At 67.7% G+C, this 22,351-nt stretch carries 14 protein-coding genes and 5 pseudogenes; 5 read left to right on the top strand and 14 right to left on the bottom strand.

Annotation, left to right across the window (positions count from 1 at the left end; translation table 11 throughout):
- Window positions 1-270 precede the first annotated feature (270 nt).
- Complete coding sequence (locus tag CCZ36_RS33935) at window positions 271-3,150, bottom strand: CRISPR-associated endonuclease Cas3'' (RefSeq protein WP_128819304.1); 2,880 nt, start codon at window positions 3,148-3,150, stop codon at window positions 271-273.
- A 2,151-nt stretch (window positions 3,151-5,301) separates the two neighbouring features.
- On the opposite strand from CCZ36_RS33935, the gene CCZ36_RS33930 reads away from it, so the two are divergent.
- The 4 genes from CCZ36_RS33930 to CCZ36_RS34980 all read left to right on the top strand — a co-directional run bounded on the left by CCZ36_RS33930 (window position 5,302) and on the right by CCZ36_RS34980 (window position 10,466).
- Window positions 5,302-6,045, top strand: coding sequence for a DUF4231 domain-containing protein (locus CCZ36_RS33930; protein WP_164873586.1), 744 nt, complete (start codon window positions 5,302-5,304; stop codon window positions 6,043-6,045).
- On the top strand, window positions 6,042-6,503 hold the full coding sequence (locus CCZ36_RS33925; RefSeq protein ID WP_128819302.1) for a hypothetical protein: 462 nt from the start codon (window positions 6,042-6,044) through the stop codon (window positions 6,501-6,503). The genes CCZ36_RS33930 and CCZ36_RS33925 overlap by 4 nt, the downstream gene beginning before the upstream one ends.
- A gap of 459 nt (window positions 6,504-6,962) precedes the next feature.
- Complete coding sequence (locus tag CCZ36_RS33920) at window positions 6,963-7,862, top strand: DUF4231 domain-containing protein (protein WP_237302787.1); 900 nt, start codon at window positions 6,963-6,965, stop codon at window positions 7,860-7,862.
- A gap of 1,911 nt (window positions 7,863-9,773) precedes the next feature.
- A complete protein-coding gene (locus CCZ36_RS34980; RefSeq protein WP_164873585.1) occupies window positions 9,774-10,466 on the top strand; it encodes a hypothetical protein in 693 nt (230 codons plus the stop codon).
- 156 nt (window positions 10,467-10,622) lie between these two features.
- On the opposite strand, the gene CCZ36_RS33905 is transcribed toward CCZ36_RS34980, so the two are convergent.
- The 9 genes and pseudogenes from CCZ36_RS33905 to CCZ36_RS33865 all read right to left on the bottom strand — a co-directional run bounded on the left by CCZ36_RS33905 (window position 10,623) and on the right by CCZ36_RS33865 (window position 18,186).
- Entirely contained in the window at window positions 10,623-11,015 is a 393-nt protein-coding gene (locus CCZ36_RS33905) for a relaxase domain-containing protein (RefSeq protein ID WP_164873584.1), read from the bottom strand.
- Between the two features lie 37 nt (window positions 11,016-11,052).
- A pseudogene (locus CCZ36_RS33900) lies at window positions 11,053-11,805 on the bottom strand (IS5 family transposase); the annotation flags it as partial.
- Between the two features lie 233 nt (window positions 11,806-12,038).
- A pseudogene (locus CCZ36_RS33895) lies at window positions 12,039-12,389 on the bottom strand (transposase); the annotation flags it as partial.
- A gap of 145 nt (window positions 12,390-12,534) precedes the next feature.
- On the bottom strand, window positions 12,535-13,188 hold the full coding sequence (locus tag CCZ36_RS33890; protein ID WP_128819299.1) for a class I SAM-dependent methyltransferase: 654 nt from the start codon (window positions 13,186-13,188) through the stop codon (window positions 12,535-12,537).
- Window positions 13,071-13,346: pseudogene (locus CCZ36_RS37080) on the bottom strand (SAM-dependent methyltransferase); the annotation flags it as partial. The gene CCZ36_RS33890 and the pseudogene CCZ36_RS37080, both read right to left, overlap by 118 nt.
- 67 nt (window positions 13,347-13,413) lie before the next feature.
- The gene (locus CCZ36_RS33880) at window positions 13,414-15,498 is read right to left on the bottom strand and encodes a prenyltransferase/squalene oxidase repeat-containing protein (protein WP_079149454.1); all 2,085 of its coding nucleotides are present in this window, start codon (window positions 15,496-15,498) and stop codon (window positions 13,414-13,416) included.
- A gap of 9 nt (window positions 15,499-15,507) precedes the next feature.
- Window positions 15,508-15,966 (bottom strand): cytochrome P450, encoded by a 459-nt coding sequence (locus CCZ36_RS36340; protein ID WP_128819298.1) that lies wholly within the window; start codon window positions 15,964-15,966, stop codon window positions 15,508-15,510.
- Between the two features lie 2 nt (window positions 15,967-15,968).
- On the bottom strand, window positions 15,969-16,925 hold the full coding sequence (locus tag CCZ36_RS36335; protein WP_164873583.1) for a cytochrome P450: 957 nt from the start codon (window positions 16,923-16,925) through the stop codon (window positions 15,969-15,971).
- Window positions 16,909-18,186, bottom strand: coding sequence for an FAD-dependent oxidoreductase (locus CCZ36_RS33865; protein ID WP_164873582.1), 1,278 nt, complete (start codon window positions 18,184-18,186; stop codon window positions 16,909-16,911). The genes CCZ36_RS36335 and CCZ36_RS33865 overlap by 17 nt, the downstream gene beginning before the upstream one ends.
- Window positions 18,187-18,769: 583 nt before the next feature.
- Here CCZ36_RS33865 and CCZ36_RS36195 point away from each other — a divergent pair.
- Complete coding sequence (locus tag CCZ36_RS36195) at window positions 18,770-19,885, top strand: DUF6923 family protein (protein WP_069735838.1); 1,116 nt, start codon at window positions 18,770-18,772, stop codon at window positions 19,883-19,885.
- A 117-nt stretch (window positions 19,886-20,002) separates the two neighbouring features.
- On the opposite strand, the pseudogene CCZ36_RS36190 reads toward CCZ36_RS36195, so the two are convergent.
- The 4 genes and pseudogenes from CCZ36_RS36190 to CCZ36_RS36185 form a co-directional block, all read right to left on the bottom strand.
- Window positions 20,003-20,101, bottom strand: a pseudogene (locus CCZ36_RS36190) (SAM-dependent methyltransferase); the annotation flags it as partial.
- Window positions 20,102-20,150: 49 nt separating this feature from the next.
- Window positions 20,151-21,429: pseudogene (locus tag CCZ36_RS33855) on the bottom strand (acyl-CoA dehydrogenase family protein); the annotation flags it as partial.
- A 197-nt stretch (window positions 21,430-21,626) separates the two neighbouring features.
- Window positions 21,627-21,860, bottom strand: a complete 234-nt coding sequence (locus CCZ36_RS33850) for a hypothetical protein (protein ID WP_069735839.1) — start codon at window positions 21,858-21,860, stop codon at window positions 21,627-21,629.
- Between the two features lie 14 nt (window positions 21,861-21,874).
- Window positions 21,875-22,177, bottom strand: coding sequence for a DUF6292 family protein (locus tag CCZ36_RS36185; protein WP_237302871.1), 303 nt, complete (start codon window positions 22,175-22,177; stop codon window positions 21,875-21,877).
- Between the last annotated feature and the right edge of the window lie 174 nt (window positions 22,178-22,351).

Here is a 22,351-nt window from a genome sequence, read left to right as displayed (position 1 = left end):
GAGGTCGGCAGCCGGTCTCAAGAAGATCTCGGGGTTCTCCGTGTGGTGGAGGCGGCAGCAGGGTGTCCGCGAGCAGTTGCGCGCGAGGCGTCTGCGGCATGGGTCGTCACCGGGCCCTTGTGGGGCGGAACGGTGTGCGATGTGCGGCCGGGTGTTCGGCGGTGCGTGAGCACAGCGAATCACGTCGCGACGGCACCTCACTGCCGGTGAGAAAGTACGACGATCAAGTAGTGGCGTAATAGTTTCGCTGGTGGTCTTCACGCACGGTGATCATTGCTGCTTGTGGTGGATGAGGCCGAGTTCGTCGTCCATGCGCAGCCAGTGATGGCCGAATTGCTCACCCCGGTCACGTTCACTCTCCCGGGTGACCAGCTGGGTGGGCAGCAGCAGTGTGTCGGTGAGCAGGGGGTGCTGTTTCCAGCTGGCGGGCGGCTGGTGGCGGGCTCCGGCGCGGGCTGCCCAGGCGGCCGGGACGGGCACCGTGTGTTCCAGGATGCTGCGCAGGTGGCGGGGGCTGAGATGCTCCTGGTCCGGCAGCGGAACCAGACCGGCGGCGTCGAGGGTCAGGTGGCCGTCGGCGGTGCGGTAGCAGGGCAGCAGGCGGCGGGGCAGGACATCTGGGCGGGTAGCCGCCTGGGCGGTGGTGAGGTACTGGCGGTGCAGGTCGGCCAGGGAGGAGACCCGTTTCGGCGGGGGCACCAGGTGCAGTGCGCTGAGCTGCTGCAGGCAGCTGGTCCGCCCCCGGTGTGCGGCAGCCATCCGCTGAAGACGCGCCGTCTCTGCGGCGAAGCCGGATGTGACGCCGTGGACCTGTTCGACCAGGGCCTGCACGTCGTCGGGCACGACGAGCGGCTGCTTCTCCAGCTGCGGCAGGAGCCGGGCGGTTTCGTGGAGGGTGACAGGAGGTTCGATCGTGCCCCAGCCGGGTGGCAGTGAGGTAGCCCCGCGGGAGTTGACCGGATGCAGCACCGTCAGGGCAGGGCTGTCGTCACCGTCCCACCAGACCGGGCGGCGGCTTTGGCCGGCCCACCGGCGCGTGAACCGTCCCAGGCGGCCCAGGCGCTGCAGCAGGCGTGCCGCGGACGCGAGGTCGCTGACCATCACGTCGACGTCGATGTCCAGGCTCATGTCGAGCAGGCTGGTGGTGACCACGACGCGCCGCAGCGGACGCGGGCCTGTGGGCCCCAGTTCGCGGCGGAGGTCTGCCAGGGTGTTCTGCCGTCGCCGCTCCCCCACCCGGGAGTGGACCAGGACCAGGTCGTGGGCCGGGCCGGTCCAGATGCTGCGCAGGTACGCGTAGGTGTCCTGCGCATCAGCGACGGTCGCGCACACCACCGCCGCGCACCCGCCGTCGTGGATCACCGGTTGAAGGGTGTCGGCGATCACGGCCAGGCGCTCCCCGGCCTCCACGCCACGGCCGGTCTGGCCCAGGCGACGGTAGATGACCGGCCGGGTACGGATCCGGGCGGTCCTGCGCTGAGCGGCCCGTTGCCGGTCCCGGGCGGGTTCGGGCATGAGGTGAGCGGTGCCTGTGGCCGCGTCCGCGAACAGCCAGCCGGGATAGCCGGGCGCGAACGGAACGCCATGGAGTCCGGTGCGGCCCGCTCCGGACAGGTAGGCCCGCACCAGCTCGGCCGTTGTGGATGCGGGCATCGTCGCCGACAGCAGAACAACCGGACTGTTCAGGGCTCCCAGCCAGTGCAGCAGACGCAGCAACTGCAGTTGGCTGAACGCATCCAGGGCATGGGCCTCGTCGACCACGACCGTCCTGCCCGACAGAGCCAGCATGCGCAAAGCACTGTGCCGGACCGGGAGAACGGCCATCTGGGCCTGGTCGATGGTGGTCACGGTGTACTGGGCCAGGAGCACGTTGTCCCGTCCGCGCAGCCACCGGTCCGGGCCCGCTGCCCCCGGCCCGCACTCCCTCTCGTCGTCGGAGAACAGCCCGTCCTGATCGTCAGCGAACGGGCCGTCGGGCGGCCCGTCCAGGACGGAAGCGTCCTCCGGGGAAAGACTCCGCTGGGTGTAAGCCTCGTTGAGATCGCTGTGGTGGTGCACCAGCGTCACCGGAGCGTACTCGGGCCGGTGTGCGCGCACGTACCGGTCCAGGACCTCGTAGGCCTGGTCGGCGGCAGCAGTTGACGGCAGCAGCCACACCACCCCCTGCGTACCGCAGTGCTCGTTGAAGATCCGCGCCATCTCCAGGGCGGCCACACTCTTCCCCGCCCCCATCGCATCGGTGACCACCGCGATGCCACTCCCCCGCCCGACGACCAGACGCGGCAACTCCTCCATCACGGAAGCCTGCAGAGCATTCGGTTCCACGAGTCCCGGGTTGGCAGTGGTAAACGGGACGCAATCCAACGAAAAGCGGGCAAGGCCGAGCCGCTCAACTTCCTCCTCAGCCTGCCGGCGGGCCTGACTGTGATGTTCCGCGGCGCCGAAGGACGGAGTGTGTGCGTTCGGTACCCAGTACCGGCGCTGGCTCGCGACCCGGTCAGCGACCATCGTCAGCCCCGTGATCAACACCGCAGCCTCAACCGTCATCTGCTTGGGAGCCGCATCGGCACAGAACAGGTGCCAGAGCAGGCGGGTGTAGCGGCGGCGCAGATCCTGCCACCCCGGCCCGCCCAAGCTAGTCTGCACCCGGTGAGCGGAGGCTGCTCCGTCAACATCGAGCTGCAGAAACCGGCCGTGATGCCCGCCCAGACACTGCGCAGCACGGACTGCGGGGCTGTCGTTACCAGCGAGCTCGAATCCAAGCTCGCCCAGCAAATGCAGACCCGCATGCATCGACGCGCGCGCGTGCGGCAGCTCCACCACACGGCCCGCGTCCGCCAGCAGGTCTTCCCCCAGCCGTATCTGCGCCACGGGTTCGAGAGACTGGAAGTACGGGATCAGCTTGCCGATGTCATGCATGGCAGCCAGAAACGACACCAGTGCACGCGCCCGCTCCTGCGACATGCTGAGTCCTGTGCTGATGACCTCGCGCTGGCTCGGAGTCAGGAACCGGTCCCATAACACCCCAGCCACCGCCCCCACATCGATCAAGTGGAACAGCAGCGAGTACACCATCCGCGTCGCGCGATCGAACTTCCCCCACGGACGAAGATCAACACCCTCAAACCGAACATCCTCAACAACTCCCATTCCTCCACGCTGCCACCCCACCGACCTCCCCAGAGCAAGATCGCGGAAAAGGCGGAGAACCCAACCTGGCGTTCAACCTCTGTGGCATCATTCGACTAGCCAGCACGAGCATGACTGGCAAAGCGCCTGAGAAAGCCCAGCTCAAAAAGGGTAGAGCCCGCGCAAGCGGGGCTGATTCGTACGGCCAGACCCGCAACGCACCCCAGGCCGCGAAGAGCCCGCGCGAGCGGGACTGATTCCGTCACCGCGCCGCCGACCTGAATGTCATCGAGGTAGAGCCCGCGCAAGCGGGACTGACTCGCGTCCTTCGTTGGTTGTGCCGACCGGCGCCTGTAAAGCCTGCGCGAGCGGGGATGACCCGTCGGCATCCGCACCCCCGACATGGCTGCTGCCGTGGAGCCAGCCCGCGCCAGCACGAGCAGGAGTGCTCGGTGTTGGGCAGGCGGGACTACGTCTCCTCGTCGTAGAGCCCGCACGATCAGAGAGTGCCAGCGAGCTGCCTACCCTGCCTCGAGTCCAGCTCAGGCGAGCTGGAATGACGCGACCCGGTAGCCGACGATGTCCTTGCTGGCCGCGTGACAGCCTGCGCGAGCGGGACTGATTCAAACCGGCGCACCGAGCGCCGCCTATGGGAGACATAGAGCCCGCGCGAGCGGGGCTGACTCGCGTCCGTCGTCGGTTGTGCCGACCGGCGCGTGTAGAGCCTGCAAAAGCGGGGCTGGCTCAGCCCTCTCCGTTAACGTACCTGCGCCAGCGGAGGTGCCGCGCGCTGTGAGTAGGTCTTGTTGTCCAGCGTGGGCTAGAGCCCGCGCGAGCAGGGGCGCCTCGATACGAGGACTGCATGTGGAGCCCGCGCGAGCGGGTGTGGGCCGCGGAGATTTGAGCCATGGGCACGGGTCTAGCGCCGAATCAAGTGGGAGGTGAACCCCGCCACCTCGAGGCATCTCTTACTGAGCCCGCGCGAGCGGGGCTGACTCGGCGGTCTGCTGGGTGTGTGTCAGGGGGAAGCGGTAGAGCCCGCGCGAGCGGGGCTGGCTCGGCGAGAAGGAGCGCCAGGCCGCTGGCAGGGTCGTAGCGCCCGCACGAGGGGGACTGACTGACTCGGCCCTCGCCGTTAACACGTGCCTGCGCGAGCGGCAGTGCCTCGGCGAGGTACTCGAAGTTCAACTCCACGACGGGGGCCAGCTCGTAGGGACGGGGGGACTGGGCAGGTATGACAGCAGAGAAGTGCAGGTGAGAAATAGTCCGCGCGAGCGGAAGTGACCCAAGGGGCGTGGTGGTGACGTCAATGCCTGCGTGGTAGAACTCGCGGCGTGAAAGTGGCCCGCAAGTGCCTGCGTCAGCGGCGGTGACGTGCTCTTCCGCACCCCGCACTGCGGTCCCATCGGCTGAAGCCCGCGCCAGCGGGAGCACCTCGGACGCCTTGTCCAGAACAGTCGCCGCCGCGCTGCGGAGCGCCCGCGAGCAGGAGTGACGCGACCTTGCCCCGGTCGACGACGATTGTCTCGGGGGAGAGCCCTTTCGAGCGAGTGCCCGCCGGAGAGCCAGACCTCGGAGCCCTGGCGTAGCAAAGTCTGCGCGAGGGGGGTGTCACCACGACGACCGGCCCGGACCCGGCCCACAGGTCATAGAGCCCGCGCGAGCGGGGGTGTCGCGCGCTGAGAGTAGGTCTTGTTGTCCAGCGTGGGGCGGAGTCCGCGCGAGCGGGAATGACTCGCGTCAGCTCACCCGGTTCGGGTAGGGCCGAGCCAGCGGGGGTTCTCCGCAGTCGAGCCGGACATCCCCAAAGCCTGTGGGGTGCTCCGGCGGCGTCCGTCCCCGATCTGGTCGCGGTGCTGTAGAGCACGCATGTGCGGGAGTGAACCAGCGCTGCACATGGGCTGTGAGCTCGTGGTGATACCTCTGCCCTTCTGTGGCGCGTGGCAGTGCTTGGGTTCGGGAACATGTGCCGGCGCTGGCTCTGTCCTGAGTTACTTGATTCTCATTCGTTCCTCTGGCCAGCTGGTGCCGCATTGGGCATCACCCGTCACAACGCGCCGTTGCAGCTCCTTCGTCACGCCTCGTAGCTTCGGATGTTCGCGTATCCCGGGGGAGAGTCACTTGCCATCTGATCCACATGAGGAGTACAGAGCGAAGTTCGCTTCCTACAGCATGAAAGAAGCGGATCTGAGGGCGGCGAAGGCGCTTCAGAGGATCGGATGGCTGATTCTCGCAGGGGCGTTATCTTTGACAGGTGTGCTCGGGTACACCGTTGCTATTGGCCTATGGAAGTCGAACGACGGGTTCACCCGGTGGGTTTCCCTGGCCATCGTCAATGTCTTATGGGTTGCGTGCGCCTACTGGCTGTACCGCAACCACAAGACCCTGGCGACCAAGGCAAGTGCTTTCCGTGACGCGCTCCAGGAGCGCCAGACGGCAGCGGCCGGACTGCCTCTTGACACGACATCAGGGCTGCGTGTCTACCGCGAGGCTTCGCTCGACGTCATCGCCTCCTACCGGGCGCAGGCGGGCCGCAACAGGCGCGTGCACAACTTGTTCCAGCTCGTGATCATCACGGGATCGATCGTGGTTTCCACCCTCACGGCGATGAACCAGGGATCCAACCAGCTGATGGCGATCTTCACCTCGTCGTTGAGTGCTTTCGTCGGAATCTCTGCCGGGGTCACCGGTTATTTCAAGTTCAGGGAGCGCGGCACCACTTCACAGTCGACGGCGGATGAGATCGAGAAGAACTACAATGCCAGCGCGTTCCAGCTCGGTGAGTATGTGGGGTTGGAGGAGGGTCCTCGGCTCGTTCTCTACGCCGGATCGGTCGAGAGGATCAAAGAAGAGCAGCGTAAACGAGAGATTCAGCTGGAGCAGAGCACCTCACGCGACGAACATTCGGCGCAATGAGCGGCGGCGGGGACAAGGCCGAAGGGTTTCGGGAGCGGGCCGTCTCGCTGTCGGTGATTCGCTGGCTGCTAGCACCGCGCTGGCGGTGGCGTGCCCGCCGTCTGCGTGCCGACCACGGGCCCGCGCTGTCCCACGAGGCCGCTTGGTGTCTGGTCGCGCTCGCCGACGACCCGGCCAACCTGCCTTACGCGCGCCGCCGGGCCTTGCCAGTTCCTGGTGTGCCGCCTGGGGTGATGGTCGATGTGTGGGCTCATCTCAGTACGGCGGAGCAGCAGCGGCGCCGGGCTTGGCTGGCCCGTCACGGCCGGACGCCTCTGCATCGGCTGGGTATCCCGGAGGAGGTGATCGAGCTGGCCGGGCTGCATGTTGTCGAATGGGCGCTGCCGCCGGACGTGCCATCGATCTCGCTGGTTGTCCAGCAGCGGCCCTTGCCTGGACGGGGCGATGGGGTGGGGTGAGCAGTCGTGCCGACGGGCGTGGGGGCGGACTTTCCCATCGGTGCGGGTCACGGATCTGGTACGGGTTGCATCCGGCGGGGAGGTGGCTGGTCATCTCGCTGACACGGCCTCGGTATTCGTGGCAGGGTGCGGTGATCGGGTCGGCGGACAGTTGGGGTCCCGTGGAGGGGCGGGTATGGAGTGGGATGGTCGCCGTCGTGAAGGACATGTCCCCGGCCGCGCGTGGCGAGGGGATCGTGCCGCGCCCGCTCGTGATGTTCCCGGGGCACGACGAGTGGGTCGGGCTGGTGGTAGGTGGCTCAGGAAGGCCGCCCACTCAACGCGGTCCAGTACGCGCTCGCCGGGACCGTCGAACCCGTAGACATCGCCGTGTCAGTCGGCGCGAGGGAAGAGGACATCTAACGCAGCCGCCCGCCCGGGGCGTTGGCCCGCTGGCACGGAGGAAGGGAGGCAGACGCAGTGCCCCGTGATCCTGACAACGACGCGACGCGCCGTATGGGCACTGCCGAGGCTCGGTTAAGCGCCGATCAGCGGGAGACTGCCGAGAACGAGCGTGTCGCGCTGCAGAGCCTCCGTCACGTCGTGAAGAACCTGGAGCGGGGTGTGGCCCGCCGTCGGAGAAAAGCGCTCCTGCGGCTTATATGCGTGCTGATCACGGCGAGTTCGTTCCTGACCGGCACCGTCTGGGCCGCCCTGCAGTGGGACTCTCCCCAGGTCCTCGTCCGCGTCGGCATCGTCTGCGGCGCGGTGCTGCTCCTTTCGGGGACGGCGGCCTCGGTGCTTGGGAGAGTTCAGGAAAGTGTGCCTCTGTCCGACCTTGAGGAAGCTCTGGACAGCAACCGCGAATCGTTGCGGTTTCTGAGCGCGCTCTACTACCCGAGCCTGCACGAGAGGCGCAGTCTTTACCGTGAGGACGTTGCCGGAACGATCGAGCAGCACCGGAGTGACAGCCGCAAGTACCGGCGTGTCCACAACACCCTGCAGAACCTCATCACGGTGGGTTCCGCAGCCACGACGGTCGTCGCCGCGCTGGACACCCGCAATCAGTACACGTGGCAGAACATCACCATTGTGTCCATCGGGTTCACCGTCACCGTGGCAGCGGCCTTCACCGGCTACTACAAGTACCGCGAGCGCAGCTACTTTCTGCTGCAGACCGCGGACGCTATCGAGGAGGAAGCCAATGCGTTCACCCTCGGGGTCGGCCCGTACAAAGACTTCTCTCCCGACGAGGAGCACGAGGCTCTAAAGCTGTTCACCCAGCAAGTGGAGAACCACCGCAACGAGCAACGGCGCCGGCAGCAGCAACTGGACCAGCCGGCCGAACAGGCCCCAACCACCGGTACGGCACCGGCCTGACGCGGTCTCGCTGCCGGGACGCAGCATGCCGCCCAGACATCCACGGCATCGAGATCGCCCCAACCTCCCCCACCGCCTCGACCACGTACTCCCTCCGGTCGCCACGGACCCCGTCAGCTACGCCCACGGTCGCACCCCCAGAACATCAGCGTCACCGACCCGACGGAAGGGGCGCGGCCTGGGCCGCGTTTCCCATACGTGCCGCAAGCAGTCCGCCGGTTCCTCAATCACCCCACCCAGACCCCACCGCAGTGGCACCATTCATCTACCAACCCAAGTGAGAGAACGCGCAGGACGCGTCCGGACGACCAGGCCGCCGGAAAGGGTAGAGCCCGCGCTAGCGGGAGTGGCCCGCCCGTCTCGGGTCGATCAAGAGGCTCGGAGCGTAGAGCCCGCGCAAGCGGGAGTGGACCGACCTGCTGGGGCGTCTCCTCCCTAGTCGATCCGTGCAGCCCGCGCGAGGAAGTGGACCGCAGCCGCTCGCCGACCTCGTCAGGGAGTTCGGGTGCAGCCCGCGCGAGCGGGGATGACTCAACCGGCACGATGATGCGGCTGACCTTGCCGTTGTAGCGCCCGCGCGAGCGGGAGTTACCCGAAACTTCCTGTGCAGGAGATTGGCGACAGCGCTGCGGAGCCCGCGCAAACGGCATGATCCGCTGTCGTGTTCGGCGTGGCCGCTGACATCCTCGGGGAGCCGCCTCGAGCGGGAGCAAGCCAGTTCTCGATGGCCTTGACCCTCCGCTCACCGAACGAAGGCCCGCGCAAGGGGGCAACTCGTTCGCCGATCGTTCATCTGCCGGCCGTAGAGCCCGCGCGGGAGTGATTCGAGTTGCGGTACCCATGTCAACGTCTTGCGACTGTAGAGCCCGCGCGAGCGGGGCTGACCCGTCGTCCGATTCAATGCGAGTAATTCCGCTGTTGAGCCCACACGAAGCGGAGGTGACTCGACTCCCGGCTGCTGGCTGGCCGACCTCTCCCAGTGGAGCCTGCGCAAGCGGGAGTGGCCCTTCCCGGTTTCCGGTCTCCACCGGCATCAAGACGTAGAGCCCGCGCGAGCGGGAGTGACCCTGGGTCACGGATCTCCAGCACGTCAAGCTCGAACGCGGAGCCCGCGCAAGCGGGGCTGACTCGCGTCCGTCGTCTATCGTGCCGACCGGCGCGGTGCAGAGCCTGCGTAAGCGGGGCTGACTCGACCCTCGCCGTCAACACGTGCCTGCGCGAGCGGCAGTACCTCGGCGATGTACTCGAAGTTCAACTCGACGACGGGGAGGCTCATAGAGACGGGATGAACTTGGCAGGGATAGCAGCACAGACATTCAGGAGAGGGACAACTCGCGCAAGCGGGAGTGACTCGACTCCCGGCTGCTGGCTGGCCGGCCTCTCCCAGTGGAGCCCGCGCGAGCGGGAGTGACCAGCTCAGGCACCCGTGGCCACTCAAGACAGACTCGTGCGGCCTGCGGCCCGCGCGTGCGGGGATTGTCCGAACTTCCTCCCCATGAGAGTAGTGACAGCCTCTGCCGATCCCAGGCAAGCTGGGTGATCCACTGGCGTGTTCGGCGCGGCCGCTGGCATCCTCGGAGAGCTGGCTCGAGCAGGAGCGAACCGGCTCTCGATGGCCTTGACCTGCCGCTCACTGAGCGGGGCCTGTGCGAGGTGGCAACCCGTTCGCCGATCGGCAAGTTCGCCCGGGCGCAAGCGACACCGAGCCGTGGAGAGGCAACCTCAGCACAAAGCCGCAGGTCTAAGGCATCATCGTATTGCAACTCTCAGCGGAGCGAACAGGCGATTCTCATGTACCTGCATCAGTAATTCTCACGGCATGCCTGAAGCAACCTCATATCACCCCTGCTCCAGCAGCTAACATGCGCCAGCCCAAATGACATTGGAATGAGAATCATCTACGGCAGGGAAGTGAGAGTCAGCAGGCACCTCGCCGTCCTCGCCCGCACGCCCCTCCCCCACCTGACGCGCGCCCTGCCCCGCCTGGCCCCCCACGACGAGGCCCATCACATCGCTGCCACCGCGCGCTGGAAGCTGCTCGAGGCCGGGCAGCAGCCCGTCCGCGCCTGCACCCTGTGCACCCGCCACCGCAGCCACGGCGCCACCGACACCGCCTGGGCTCATCGGCCGCCGCACCGACTGATGTGCCCACGCCACCACCAAGCCGCTCCCGACCCGCGGCTCACCTCCACCGTCCGCACCTGGGCCGTGCCGGAGCTTACCGCCGCGCACCACGCACACCAGCGACTCCTACGACACCCCCGAGCCGCCACCGCCTGGACCGCTGCGCGCGCCATCACCACCCGCTGGTACGACCACCAGCAACACCTCACCCACCGCTGGCACACCCGCCTCACCCCACTGATCGCTGACAGCCCCCACCTGGCCACCACAGGCAGTGCCTCCCCCGCCCTGCTGACCCGCGACCTGGTGACCTATCCCGAAACCGTTGCTCTCGCCCGCGCACTCGCCACCCTGCCGAACCGGCCACACCGCGACGCCGGCAACGCCCTCAACCTCATCGCCCACCGACTCGGACTACCCCGCCTGCCCCTCAACGCGAACGATCCGCTCCATGCCTTCCTCACCCACACACGCCACTGACCAGCACCATCCGGAATCCCGAGCTCTCAGAGAACGCAACCGCCTAAAGGCGTGCCACCACACCTACGAGAAGACCAAGATCAATCCCACACAACTACCGGACCGCAGGCTAAGCACCCGAACAACCAAACCGAACACGCCCCCAGACCACGCTCATCACCCTGAACGCAACCACTTCACCCCGCCCCGAATCCCACCCCCAAAGACGAAACACCAGACCAGAACAGCCCAGCCCAGCCCTCTGAAGATCACTGACCCGTCACACTCGTTGTAGAGCGCGGAGGCGGCCACGGTGTTCTCGTGCAGGGCCGTGGTGTGGATGGAGCCCCACTTCCCGTCCAGGCGCTGTCCCTTCACCGACAGAAGCAGATGGTCATGGAGCAAGGGTCGGCCGGATCGGGCCTCGTAGTGGCGGAAGCGGGCGGCGACCAGGCCGCCGGGCGGCCGGACACGGTAGTTGCCGTCCTTGCCATACCGGATCACCGCGACCTCGTCCTCGATCCACTCCAACACCCGAACGATCGCGTACTCGTGCGCGGCCTCGATCACCAGACGGGTCTCCTCATCCCCGAACGCCCACAGGAGGTGTGGGCAGGGTCTCGTAGTCACGGGCCAGGCGGCGGTGGAGCATGAGCCAGCCGTAGGTCCGCTCGACCGCCCATCGCTTCGGAATGGGGGTGAAGCCCCTGGTTCCGGGGGTGCGGGCGGTGATCTCCACGTCGATCCCGAGTGTGGCTGCGTGTTCCACGAGGTGCCGGCGGTAGCCGCCATCGACCCAGACCTTGCGGATGGCGGGGTGTTCGGCGGAGACCTGGTCGAGGAGTTGGGTGCCGGCGGCCACGGAGTCCTGCACGCTCGCCGCGGTGACCAGCACCGCGAGCAGGAGGCCGATGGTGTCGACGACGATGCTCCGCTTCCGTCCGACGATCTTCTTCCCGGCGTCGACGCCCTGGCCGGAGGCGGGGACGCTGGTGGAGGTCTTGACGCTCTGCGCGTCGATCACGCAGGCCGACGGTTCGGTGTCCCGTCCTTCCTTCTGCCGCAACAGTTGCCTGAGCAGGCCGTTGAGCTGGGCGAACACGCCTTCTTGCTGCCACTTCGCGAAGTATCCGTAGACCGTGTTCCAGGGCGGGAAGTCGTGCGGAAGGTAGCGCCACTGCACGCCGGTGCGGTCCACATACAAGATCGCGTCCATGATGTCGCGCAGGTCGTGCTCGGGTGGCCGGCCGAAGTCCAGGGCCCTGCCCCGGCGTTCGAGCCGCCAGGCGGCAAGAACCGGCTCGATCAGCTCCCAGCGGGCATCGGACAGATCACTCGGGTACGGACGTCGCGTAGGCATGCTCCTGGCGTACCGCTCCGGACGGAGTGCGCCCAGGCGCACGGCAACAGCGACGGAAGCACACCGTCAAGGACTGGACATCCTGGGAAGAGACAGGAACGGACCGCCTCCCGCCCCTGCCGTCACCCCACCCGGCCAACAGACCTCAACCACACCTCCAGCCCCACCAGCACCGCAGTTCCGCACTCCAAGAACCGATGGATACACGGGCATCCAAGGTGAAAACGACCTCTTAGGCCCTTGGCCGCGAGTGAGATGACCATCTCATCCACGCCGGAAAGGCGCTTCTGACGCTTCTTGACGATCTTCGGCTCGAAGGAGCCCTCGCGGTCGCGGGGCACGGTTATCTCCACCGGGCCGACGTCGGTCAGAACGGTCTTGGCGCGGGTGCCGTTGCGTGAGTTGCCGCTGTTCTTCCCGGCCGGATCGTGCTTGTCATAGCCGAGGTGGTCGGTGATCTCGCCCTCGAGAGCGGACTCCAGCAGTCGCTTCGTCAGCTGCTGGAGCAACCCACCCTCGCCAGTCAGCTGAAGGCCCTCGGCCTGAGCCCGACACACAAGCTCGTCGATCAGCCGGTCGTCCATGGACTTCGACGGCGCCGTCTCAGACGGCTCGACGGTCTCGGCCTCGGTCACGTTGTTGCTGGTCATCGATGCATCTTCCATGATCGGGAGTTACACCGAACGTTTTACAGTCCCGCGTGGGAGCAGGCGGGGCAGAGCAGCGCGGTCATAGGCCGGAAGGATCCGGGCGCTTCTCCGCATCCCATCGTCCGATGGTGAATTTGCCGGCGCGAGCCCCTTGATAGAGGGCTTTTGCACCGCTGCTCATGAAGGCGATGACCGGGTCGTTCAGACCGTGGGCGAGTCGGTCATGGCGTTCGAGTAGGTCCCAGGTGCGGTGCATGTCGGCAGGGGATTCGACGGGTGTCACCTGTGGTTCGGCAAAGCCGGCCTGACGCAGGCGCTCGTCGAGCTGGGTGGGGGTATCCAGGTCCGGAATACCGTGGTAGCGGCAGATGGGCTCGATGTATCGCTCGTGGTCCGCCAGGTCGAGGCCGTCGGCGGCAAGCCAGTCGTATCCGAGGTATCGGCCGCCCGGCTTGAGGACCCGGAAGGCCTCCGTGTGGACTTGGAGCTTGTCAGGCATGTGGCAGATGGCCTCGAAGCTGTAGCAGACGTCGAAGGTCGCATCGGGGAAGGGCAGCCGAGTAGCGTCGCCTTCGATGAATTGCACCGGGAGGGCTGGGCCGATGCGTGCAGCTCGTTCCCGGCCTTGGTGGTGCGCAGGTGGCTGAGGTCGATGCCGACGACCTGGGCGTTGGAGTGCTGGGCGATGGTGACGGCTGGGCCGCCGACGCCGCTGCCGATGTCGAGTGCCCATTGGCCCGTAGTGAGTCGAGCGCGGTCCGCGAGAGCACGTTCGCTGCGGGTCTGGGCGGCGGCCAGCGTTTCGTGGGGCCGCAGCGGCGGAAAGTGATGCGAGTCGCCCCAGCCCGCCTGGCAGATGTCGTTGACCAGCTCGTAGTAGGTCGTGACCATCTCCGTGGTGTGGTGATGGCGGGTGTGCGGGCTGGATACGAGACGTTGGAGGCGTGCGAATTGGGGTTCAGCTGTCATGACGAGCTCCTGGGTCGCTGGGGAGGCGGGGTGTTGTAGCGGGGCTGCCGACCGGAAGTTCGGGGCCGGGGTGCGTAGCGAGCCAGCGGCCGAGAGCCCAGAGCGGGAAGTACTCGCGGTAGAGGCGGTAGTCGAGCATGGCGGTGCCGAAGAAGACTCCGGTGACTGCGGTCTGCGGCCAGCTTCCGTCGGGGAGTTGGCGGTCGCAGAGCCAGGCGATACCTGATTTGACGGCTCGGCTTCGGCTGCCGGTCAGCTCAAGGAGTGCGAGGAGCGCCCAGGCGGTGCTGACGGGCTGGCTGGTGGCGCCAGGCACGTATCGGTTCTCGATGCAGCCGGTGTGGTCCTCGCCCCAGCCGCCGTCCGGGAGCTGAATGCTCTCCAGCCACCAGCCGGCCCGGACGAAACAGGGGTGAGTGCGTGGCACTCCTGCGGCCAGCAGCCCGCGGACCGCGAAGAGGGTGCCGTAGATCCGGTTGACTCCCCACGCTGCGGGCCAGGATCCATCTGCTTTCTGCTGGGACAGCAGGAAGGCGCGGGCTCTGCTCAGTGCTTTTTCGCATGCCTGTCGTTGCGTGCTGTCGCCGCGCTCACGCAGTTGCGCCAGGGCGACGGCGGCCGAACCCGTGCACTCCGTGTAGGAGCCCTCGACCATGCAGTGGGTGAACATTTCCGCCGGGTTGAGGTGCTCCAGCAGGCGCGGTGCTCGGCGGGCCTCGTATGTGCCGAAACCTCCGTCGCGGTTCTGTCGGGCCAGGAGGAACTGCGTAGCGGCGGACGCATCGAAGGAGGGGGCGGCACGGCTTGCGCCGGCCCCGGCGAACAGAGCGCCGACGGCTTCGGCCGTGCAGTCGCTGACCGGCCATCGATGGCCGCCTTCGGAGAAGCACCAGCCGCCGCGGGCGGGTGAGCGGGCCGTCAGGTGGGGTGTGGGGATCTCCTCGGTGATCTGTGCGCCAGTGAGGAAACGGTCGGCTCTTTTGACTGCCCGGCCCGTGTCCGGGCAGGGTGAGTGGTCGGCGAGGAGAGCCTCGACGGCGAAGGCGGTGTCCCAGGTCTGGGAACGTGCCCCGGCATAGCGGGTTCCCTCATGCGGGTCGGTCCAGCGCCAGTAGTCGAAGGCCGTCAGCGAGCGGTCGACCTCGTCGGGCCTCTCACCGCTGGCGTGCAGGACCAGGATGTCGAGCAACGAGTTAACGGGAGACAGCCCCAGGCGTCCGGTCACCGCGTGCTCGTGCTCGACCCGAGCACGGCAGCGATCCAGTGCGCGGCGGCGCAGCGCAGGGGAAGTGCGGTTCTCGTAGGCGGCCAGAACTCGTTGGAGCAGTCGTAGCGGGGCGGTGGGTGAAACTGCCGCGTCGATGCCGATGCGGTGACGGTCACTGCGCCGCAGCGGGCGGTCGAAGAGTTCCCTGCGGAGATCTTCGACGACTCTGCCCTGCGGCCCTTGGAAGCGGGTGCCGTACAGGTAGGTCATGGCCTGGGAGATGGTGCGTGTGTGGCAGTAGAGGCGGTCGGGATGGATGGGCAACCACTTCGGCAGCAGGAAGAGCTCGGGCAGGAGGGGGTGCATGGCCCGGTAGTCGTAGAGGCCCAGCAGTGCGAGCCAGAACTTTCCCCAGGAGGGAATAGCCGCGACCCCGCCCGGTTGGGCGCGCAGCCACTGCCGTGCGGGGCGGCACAGGGGGTGGTCGGGGGCGAGGCCTAGCAGGCGCAGGGCGATGTAGGCCAGGCTGGTGCAGTAGGGCGACGGTCCTGCGGAGGCGGGGTGCAGTCCCCAGCCTGTCTGCCGGAGGCGCTTGACCCGGTAGTGCTGCACGATCGGATCGATTTCGTCCGGTGGTAGCGGTCTGCCCAGGAGGTGCCTGGTGATCACATACTGCGAGAGGATCATGACGCTCCAGGACATCTCGCCTTCCCAGGAACCGTCGGACCCTTGAAGGGACAGCACACGCTGGCGTGCCAGGCGGTGAGCCGACCGGGGATCGGTTGCCGACCGCTGACGATCGGTGGCGTATCCCAGCGGGTTCTCGGGGGCGGACAGGCCCATGAGGTTCTCCCTGATCTGTCGCATGACCCGCGGCTAGCCCTGCTGCCGTCTGCGGTAGCGCAGGATGCAGGGATCCGACGGCTCGGAGATGAAGGCCGTGGAGTAGGACGGCCGGTGGGGGGCGCCGAGGAGCTGCAGGTCGAAGCGCCGGAGCAGGACGCTCCAGATCGCTTTGACTTCCTGCGTCGCGAAGGCGAACCCGATGCACCGGTGCTTGCCCCCGCCGAAACCGATCAAGCGATACGGACCCAGATGTTCTTCCCGGCCTGCGGCGAACCGGGTCGGATCGCAGCGCGCCGGGTCGGCGAAGACCGACTCCATCCGATGGGCCGCGGAGGGTGACACCATCACAAGCGTGCCTTGGGGAATGTGATGCCCCTCAAGGATGAAGGGCGTGCGGGCCTTGCGCATCAGGACCATCGTGGGCGGATGGAGCCGTTCCGCCTCCTGGATGCAGTGCCCCATCCACTCCATACCGTGCAGCTGCTCCACCGTCAGCGGGCCCCGGGGGATACGACGCGCTCCTGCTCCTCAAGCAGCTGGGGCAGCATCCCCGCCTGCTCCAGGAGCACCACACCCGCCCACGAGGCGAGGCCGACGCTGTTGTGCACTCCTGCGAACGTCATCGAGATCAGCATCCCGATCACCGTCTCGTCCGGCGTGAGCTGTCCGCTTGGAGTCCGCGACTCCAGCAGGTGCTGCAGCAAGTCCTGCTCCGGTGCGTCCGAAGATCTTCTGCGCGCGTCAATGACCTGCTGCAGTTGCTGGGCAATGTGCCGACGCGCACGGTCCCTGCGTCGGAACGCCGGCAGAGGGAGCCGTACGTCGAGCAGCCCGGCCAGTCGCATGCCGCTCGCCAAGTCGCGGTAGCGGCCGATGGTGTCAGGACCCATGGTCCGGTGGATCTCACGACCGAGCAGGCAGCGGCCGCTCACAGCGGCTACGAGCTCGGCCATCGCAGGAACGAGCCCGATTTCCCCTTCGGGCCCCCACCCCTCGATGCACTCGTCGATCACGGTTTCCATGAGGGCGGGATAGCGGCGGAGGTGAGGCGCCGTGAGGTGCTGCGCCAGGAGACCCATCTGGCGGTCCATCTCCTCGGGCTCGGCATCGAAGGCGATGCCTGCGCCGAAGATGGGCTTCATGAAGGGATAGGCGTCGCCCGGATTCAGCGTGCTGTCCGCAGCCTTGAACACGGTTTCGTGGGCCCTCGCACCGCAGGCGAACACCGTCTGTTGGTCCAGCAGGTGGAAGCGGAACAGGTCACCTGCATACGCCCGTCCCGCTTCCAGAAAAGCCACGGGATCCTTCCCGAAGGCCACGGAGTTCCCCAGCAGGCGGGAGCCCTGTGGCAGCGCAGGGATGGCCTGCCAGGGCTTGATCTGGTCCTCAAGGGCGGCAGGAGGCGTGGTTCTTGCCCCGTGTCCGGGCCGGTCAGCTGACGTGGTCACGTGGCGCTCCCTCGGTATAGGGCGGATGAGTGCGACCGAGCCACCCGCCCCAGGCGAGCAGTTCCCGGGTCCGGCGGGGCAGGGCGGGGAGGTTCGATTGGCCGCTGTCGGTCAGCGCGCGTCCGGCAGTGCGTGCAAAGGTCGTCGCCAGCGGCCACCTGCGGGTGTCCAGAAGTGCCAGCTGCCGCATCGCCTGCCGGGCGCGTACAGGGCTGCTGCGCCATTCGGCGAAGAGACTGCGGCGTAGATCCGCCGACAGGGCATCGGGGGCAAGGAAGAGTCTGCCGAGTACAGCGGAGACGTGCGTCGGAGCCCAGGAGGTACTGCGGCTGCGTCGGCGGTAGGCGCCCAGGTGGGGAGCCTCTGCCAGTTGCTCGGCGTCCAGGAGGGCGAGGGAGAGGCCGTGTGCGGCCAGCGGATGGTTGTGACCGACGGCATCGCCCACGAGGGCACAGCGCCCGCGGCCGTGGAAGTCGCGCGGCCGGTAGGTGTTGGACGCCCACTGGACCAGCCGCGAGGTCAGGGCGATCCGGGCCGCCGGCCGGAGTGCACCAGGTAGGTGCGGCAGGTACTCCTCCAGCAGATGACGTATCAGCGTCTGTCGAGAAGGCCCCGGCATGGGAATGTCGAAGGTGATCCTGATCCGGTCGGGAGTGAGGCGGAACAGGAGGATCGGCCCCGGAGCACCGAGCACGACGTGACCATAGCCCTCCGTTGGCAGCGTTGCGAGGGGTAGCACGATCCCTGCCGTACGGCTCAGCTTGACCGGTGCGCTTTCCGTCGGGCAAAGAGCCCGGCGAACGGCGGAGCTGCGGCCTTCTGCACCGACGACGAGGGCTGACCGGAAGTGGCCGTCGGTGGTCTGCGCGAGGCCGTGCTCGGTGGCCGAGAGCAACCGGTGCCCGGACAGCAGGGTAATGCCCCGGTGGTCGACCACCATCCTGAGCAGCGCGGCAGTCAATTCTTGGTGCGGCATGCTCAGGGCCATGGCGCCGGGGTGCTCCAGCGTGATGGGCGGCTCGCCGTCTGGAGGGTGGACGATGAAGCCGCGATGGTGCGCACAGGCAGCGCCGTCGAACTCGACACCCAGACGCCGCAACGCGGCGACGCCCGTGGGATGAATCCACTCACCGGACAGATACGGCTGCCGGGCTGGGCCGGGGTCCATCAGAAGCACCTCGGCTCCTCGTCCGGCAAGCCCCAGTGCGCTGGCACAACCGCCCGGGCCTGCTCCGGCGACCAGCACGTCGGGGTTCTTCACGGTGCGGCCTTCCCAACTTGTAGGGCTCTGTCCCGCGCGGACGAGCGAGCTGAACGCGGCACCCGGGGCTTTTGCACGCCACATACGACGCTACGAGAGATGGCACTCGCGAGTACTAGTCAGTTACTCCAGGTGCCGCGTTCTCGCACGCCTTGGGCACCTGCCGGCGCCAGCTGTCCCGTATACGGGATCAACGTTCGAGGCCATGCGCCGACAAAGGGAGAAACCGTCAACGCTCCAGCTCGTCGGCGACTGCGCTCCGACCGTCGCCAGGGTCCCGGCCCCATCCTGGGATCGCGCGCGCCCGGCCGGTTGGCAGGAGAACAACCCCGAACCGGTTGGGCCGCGGTCCGGAGTCTTTGGTCAGACGACTCCGGCACGTGGCCCATCAGGGCATTGGCGGCCGCCGACCTGGCCGTAGTACGGAGAACCGAGGAACCTGTCGAGCAGGCGCGCCGGTAGAGCGCACAACGATCAGGATTGACCTTTTGTCGCCGGTCAACCACTTTGTGGCCTTGCGGAGAAATGCGCAGCTACCGATGCTGTGGGCGGCACCCAAGGCATCACCGAAAGGAACCAATTCATGGCGCACCGTAAGGTCTATCTGGCGGTAGGCAGGACGAACACGCGGATCTACCGCTTCGACCCGATCGACGGGGACACCCGTGTGGTGGAGAAGGTGCCTGCGTACAAGGACGGTTACACCGCCATGGGCGCGCAGTACCGGGGTGATGACAAGGAGCCCCTGCTTTTCGCCGTCAGCGGCAACCGGCTGGTCACCATCGACGTGGAGGCCGGCACGGTCTCGGACAAGACCGTCGCTGGGCTGCCGGGCGGGCTGAAGTGGTACGACGGTGACATGGACGACGACGGGAAGAAACTCTTCGTCGCGAGCGGCCCCGACGTCCCCAGCTACATGATCGACGTGGTGGCCCGGACGGCGACAGAGGGGCCTCGCCCGGGCTCCGGCCGGTGGGACGACTTCGCCCACCACCCGAAGGACGGCCGACTGATCTCGGTCGAAGGCGACAACGGCGACCTGCTGCACGTGGACCCCCGGAAGAACCCCATGAAGACCGTGCTCAGGAAGGGTGTCTTTCCCCCTGCCGAGGCCAGCAAGTCCAGCGGTTCCCGGAAGTCCTACTCGGCCACGTTCTTTGACTCCGCCGGCCACTTCTACGCCGTTGACTCCGCGGGCAACGTCAACCACCTCGACCTGAGCGGCAGCACCGTTCCCGACCGTGCCGAGCGGATCGGGAAGGGGAAGATCCCCGTCGACGGCCTGGAGGTCGTGAACGGAGCCGGATGCATTACACCGATGCCGGTACCTCCCAGTTACGACGAGATCCGCGTGACGAAGAAGTCCTCCGGATCGTGGCAGAGCTCCGATCCGCAGGGCAAGGTGTACAGCGTCGAGCTGACCGTCACCGCTGCGAGCAAGGCCGGAGGCGAGGGGAAAGAGACACGCAGGTTCCGAATCTCGTTCGACCTGCGAACGGCTCGCGGGGCAAAGGTAGTGGCGTCCGGTGTCGACGTCACGCACGAGGACGGCAAGGTGTACATCGACTCCCAGGCAGATCAGCTGCTGACAGCGGGGAACTCGCGGCCCATCGCCGTACAGATCACCGTGCCGGGCGACCCCGCCAGGCTCCCGAGCGAGTATCCGCTCGACGGGCTGAGGGCCACACGCCTGGCCTGACACCTGCCCCGGAGCCGGTTGCGCCACCCGCTCGCGGCGGAGACCTCGGGGAGCCAGCGTCGTGCACAGCACCAGACAGCTTTCCGCTGCCAGGAGCCCCATATACGTCTGCCCAGGTCGGCGGCCGCGACGGGGGTCGGTGACGTGCCCGATGGTGGACAGCAACATCAAGGCGACCGGTTGGTCCAGGTCCAGGGGCCGGGCGGCCTGGGCCAGGACGGCGTCGGGGTCGGGGTCGGTGAGGTCAGCGTCGATGTGCGGGATGCTGGTGGATCACGGTGTTGTCGCCCTCGGCCGTGATCGTGCCCTCGATCGAGGCGAGCTGGAGCGCGATGCCGTTCGCCTGGATCAGTCCCTGGGCGCCGCACCGTTCGCGGCACTCGGACATGACCGCCCTCGACTGCCAGGTGATCCAGGCCTTGGTGATCGCCGTCAGCCGCTCGTACGCTTCGCGGTCCTCCCCGCCGGCCCGGTCCCACTGCCGTACGACCGAGCGCTGGAGCAGGGTGGCGGCGTAGGTCGTTGCCACGGCGTCGAGCAACGGCGTGTGATGCCCGCGGTGGGCGATCAGGGGCACCCGCTGCCCCTTCGTCATACCGGAGGTGTGGCGGGTGTGGGCGTAGCGCATGGCGACGTCGAGCGCGTGCCGCATGACGCCGAGCCCGTGGGCGGTCATACAGAGTTTGCCCATGGTGACCCGGCCGATGGACTCCAGGAACCGGCGGCGGGAGCTGCCGAGCGCGCTGGTGAACTCCCCGTCCGGGGTGAGGCGGCCGTGGTCGCCCTGGAGGAGCGCGCCGAACGGCAGGCGAACGTTGTCGAACGTCGTGGCGCAGTGGTCGACAGGGCTGCTGGTTGTCTGGGGCAGCGGCCTGACTCCGATGCCCGGCAGTGGGGTGCCGTCGTTGTCGCTGAGCGGCACGAGGAAGAGGAAGACGCCGCGGTCGGTGCCCTGGACGATCAGACGGGCCGCGACGACGGCGCCCTTCGCCCCGCCGGCCGGGCCGGTGTTGGGCATGAACTTCGCCGCGGCGGGGTGCGGGGTGTGCAGCACGAACTCCCTCGCCGCCCGGGTCGTACGTCGCGGTGGTCTCCATCTGCGCGGCGTCGTTGCCGTGGGCAACCTCGGTGCACAGGAACGTCCCGATGCGGTCCCCGCGGACGTACTCGCCCAGGTCCCGCCCGGCAGCATCGTGGTCGGCAAGGCTCCCGAAGAACAGGTTGTAGTGGATGGAGATGATCGTGGCCATGCCCGGGTCGACCGCACCGGCCCACTAGTGGATCGCGGTCAGCTCGACCGGGTCAGCCGCCAGGGCCTGCGGCGCCTCGACGACCCGGTTCACGAGCCGGAGCCGGTCATAGCTGAGGCGTATTCGCTCCTGGTGCGTCAGCCCCTCCTGGAAACGGAACGGGGCGGAGCTGAAAAGGCTCCGCCACCGGGCATGGATCGTGCCTAGCTGACCGGTGAAGAGGACGTCGGCAAGAGAGGCGGAAACGGGGACAGAGGAGACGGATGCGGAATCCGGAATCTGAGAGTCAGTCACACCGTAGAAAGCTAGCCTGATTGATCACTCCTAGCGGCGTGAGGATCACCAGGATTGAGCAGGGCGAAAACACGGTAGGTACCCGCACCATCACCCAATCCAATCCGCTCGGCAGCAGGTTGGCGCGATCGGACCGGAATGCAGGAGGGCCTGCTCTGCATCCCGGCAACGGGATCCAGAGCAGGCCCTCCTGCATGTCAGGGCGCGGCGTTGTCGGCGGCGAGCTTGACCAGCCACTCTTCGTAGGCGGCCACGTAGTCGTCGGCCACCGCCCGCGCCGTGGTGAGCGCTTCCGCGCTCGGTTCGTCGTGGCCGGCCCCGAGGGCGCTGGCGGTGGTGCAGTACAGGCCGCGCGCGATGAGGTCGAGGAGGGTTTCCCACTCCTGGGCGGCCTGCTCGGGGTTCGTGATCGGGTCGGGTGAGACGTGCACGGGTGCCTCCTGGGCTATGCGTCGGTGGTCGTGAGGGCGGTGACGACGTCGCCGGGCGGCGGGGTGATGCCCCCGGTCAGGTAGCGCACTCCCCCTCCCTCCGAGGGGGGAACGGCCCCCTTGGTGATGGGGTGGCGGCGGGAGGCGGCGGTGCGCCACCCGTACCGCTCGTCCCACACGAGAGCGGGGGCCGGGGCCTGGTCGTCGTCGAGGACGAGCGCGGCGACGACGCGGTCCTCCCCGGGGAACTGGACGTCGGGCGCGGCCTGCTGCGTGGTCCAGCCGGCTCGGTGGAGGGCGGCGGCGACGTCGGTCAGGTACGGGGCGATGTTGCGGGCGCGCAGGACGGTTTCGGCGCGGGCGGTGGCGCGGCGGACCTGTCCGGCCGGGTACCCGAGCTGGGCGGCGGCCTCCGCCGGGGTCAGGGTCGGGTGGGCCTCGATGTGGTCGGCGATGCGGTCGGCCCGCAGCCGGGTCAGGGCCTGCTGCGC

The sequence above is a fragment of the Streptomyces sp. S063 genome, from assembly GCF_002832675.1.
Taxonomy (GTDB): Bacteria; Actinomycetota; Actinomycetes; order Streptomycetales; family Streptomycetaceae; genus Streptomyces; species Streptomyces sindenensis.
The sequence above is the reverse complement of the archived record's forward strand: the minus strand, read 5'-3'. Positions and strand labels throughout refer to the sequence as shown.

Bases quoted from the DNA above. Each gene is read 5' to 3' on its own strand.
- CCZ36_RS33925 (WP_128819302.1), top strand. From the start codon at position 6,042: ATGAGCGGCGGCGGGGACAAGGCCGAAGGGTTTCGGGAGCGGGCCGTC.
- CCZ36_RS33935 (WP_128819304.1), bottom strand. From the start codon at position 3,150: ATGGGAGTTGTTGAGGATGTTCGGTTTGAGGGTGTTGATCTTCGTCCG.
- CCZ36_RS33930 (WP_164873586.1), top strand. From the start codon at position 5,302: ATGAAAGAAGCGGATCTGAGGGCGGCGAAGGCGCTTCAGAGGATCGGA.
- CCZ36_RS33890 (WP_128819299.1), bottom strand. From the start codon at position 13,188: ATGGGCACTCGACATCGGCAGCGGCGTCGGCGGCCCAGCCGTCACCAT.
- CCZ36_RS36195 (WP_069735838.1), top strand. From the start codon at position 18,770: ATGGCGCACCGTAAGGTCTATCTGGCGGTAGGCAGGACGAACACGCGG.
- CCZ36_RS33880 (WP_079149454.1), bottom strand. From the start codon at position 15,498: ATGCGACAGATCAGGGAGAACCTCATGGGCCTGTCCGCCCCCGAGAAC.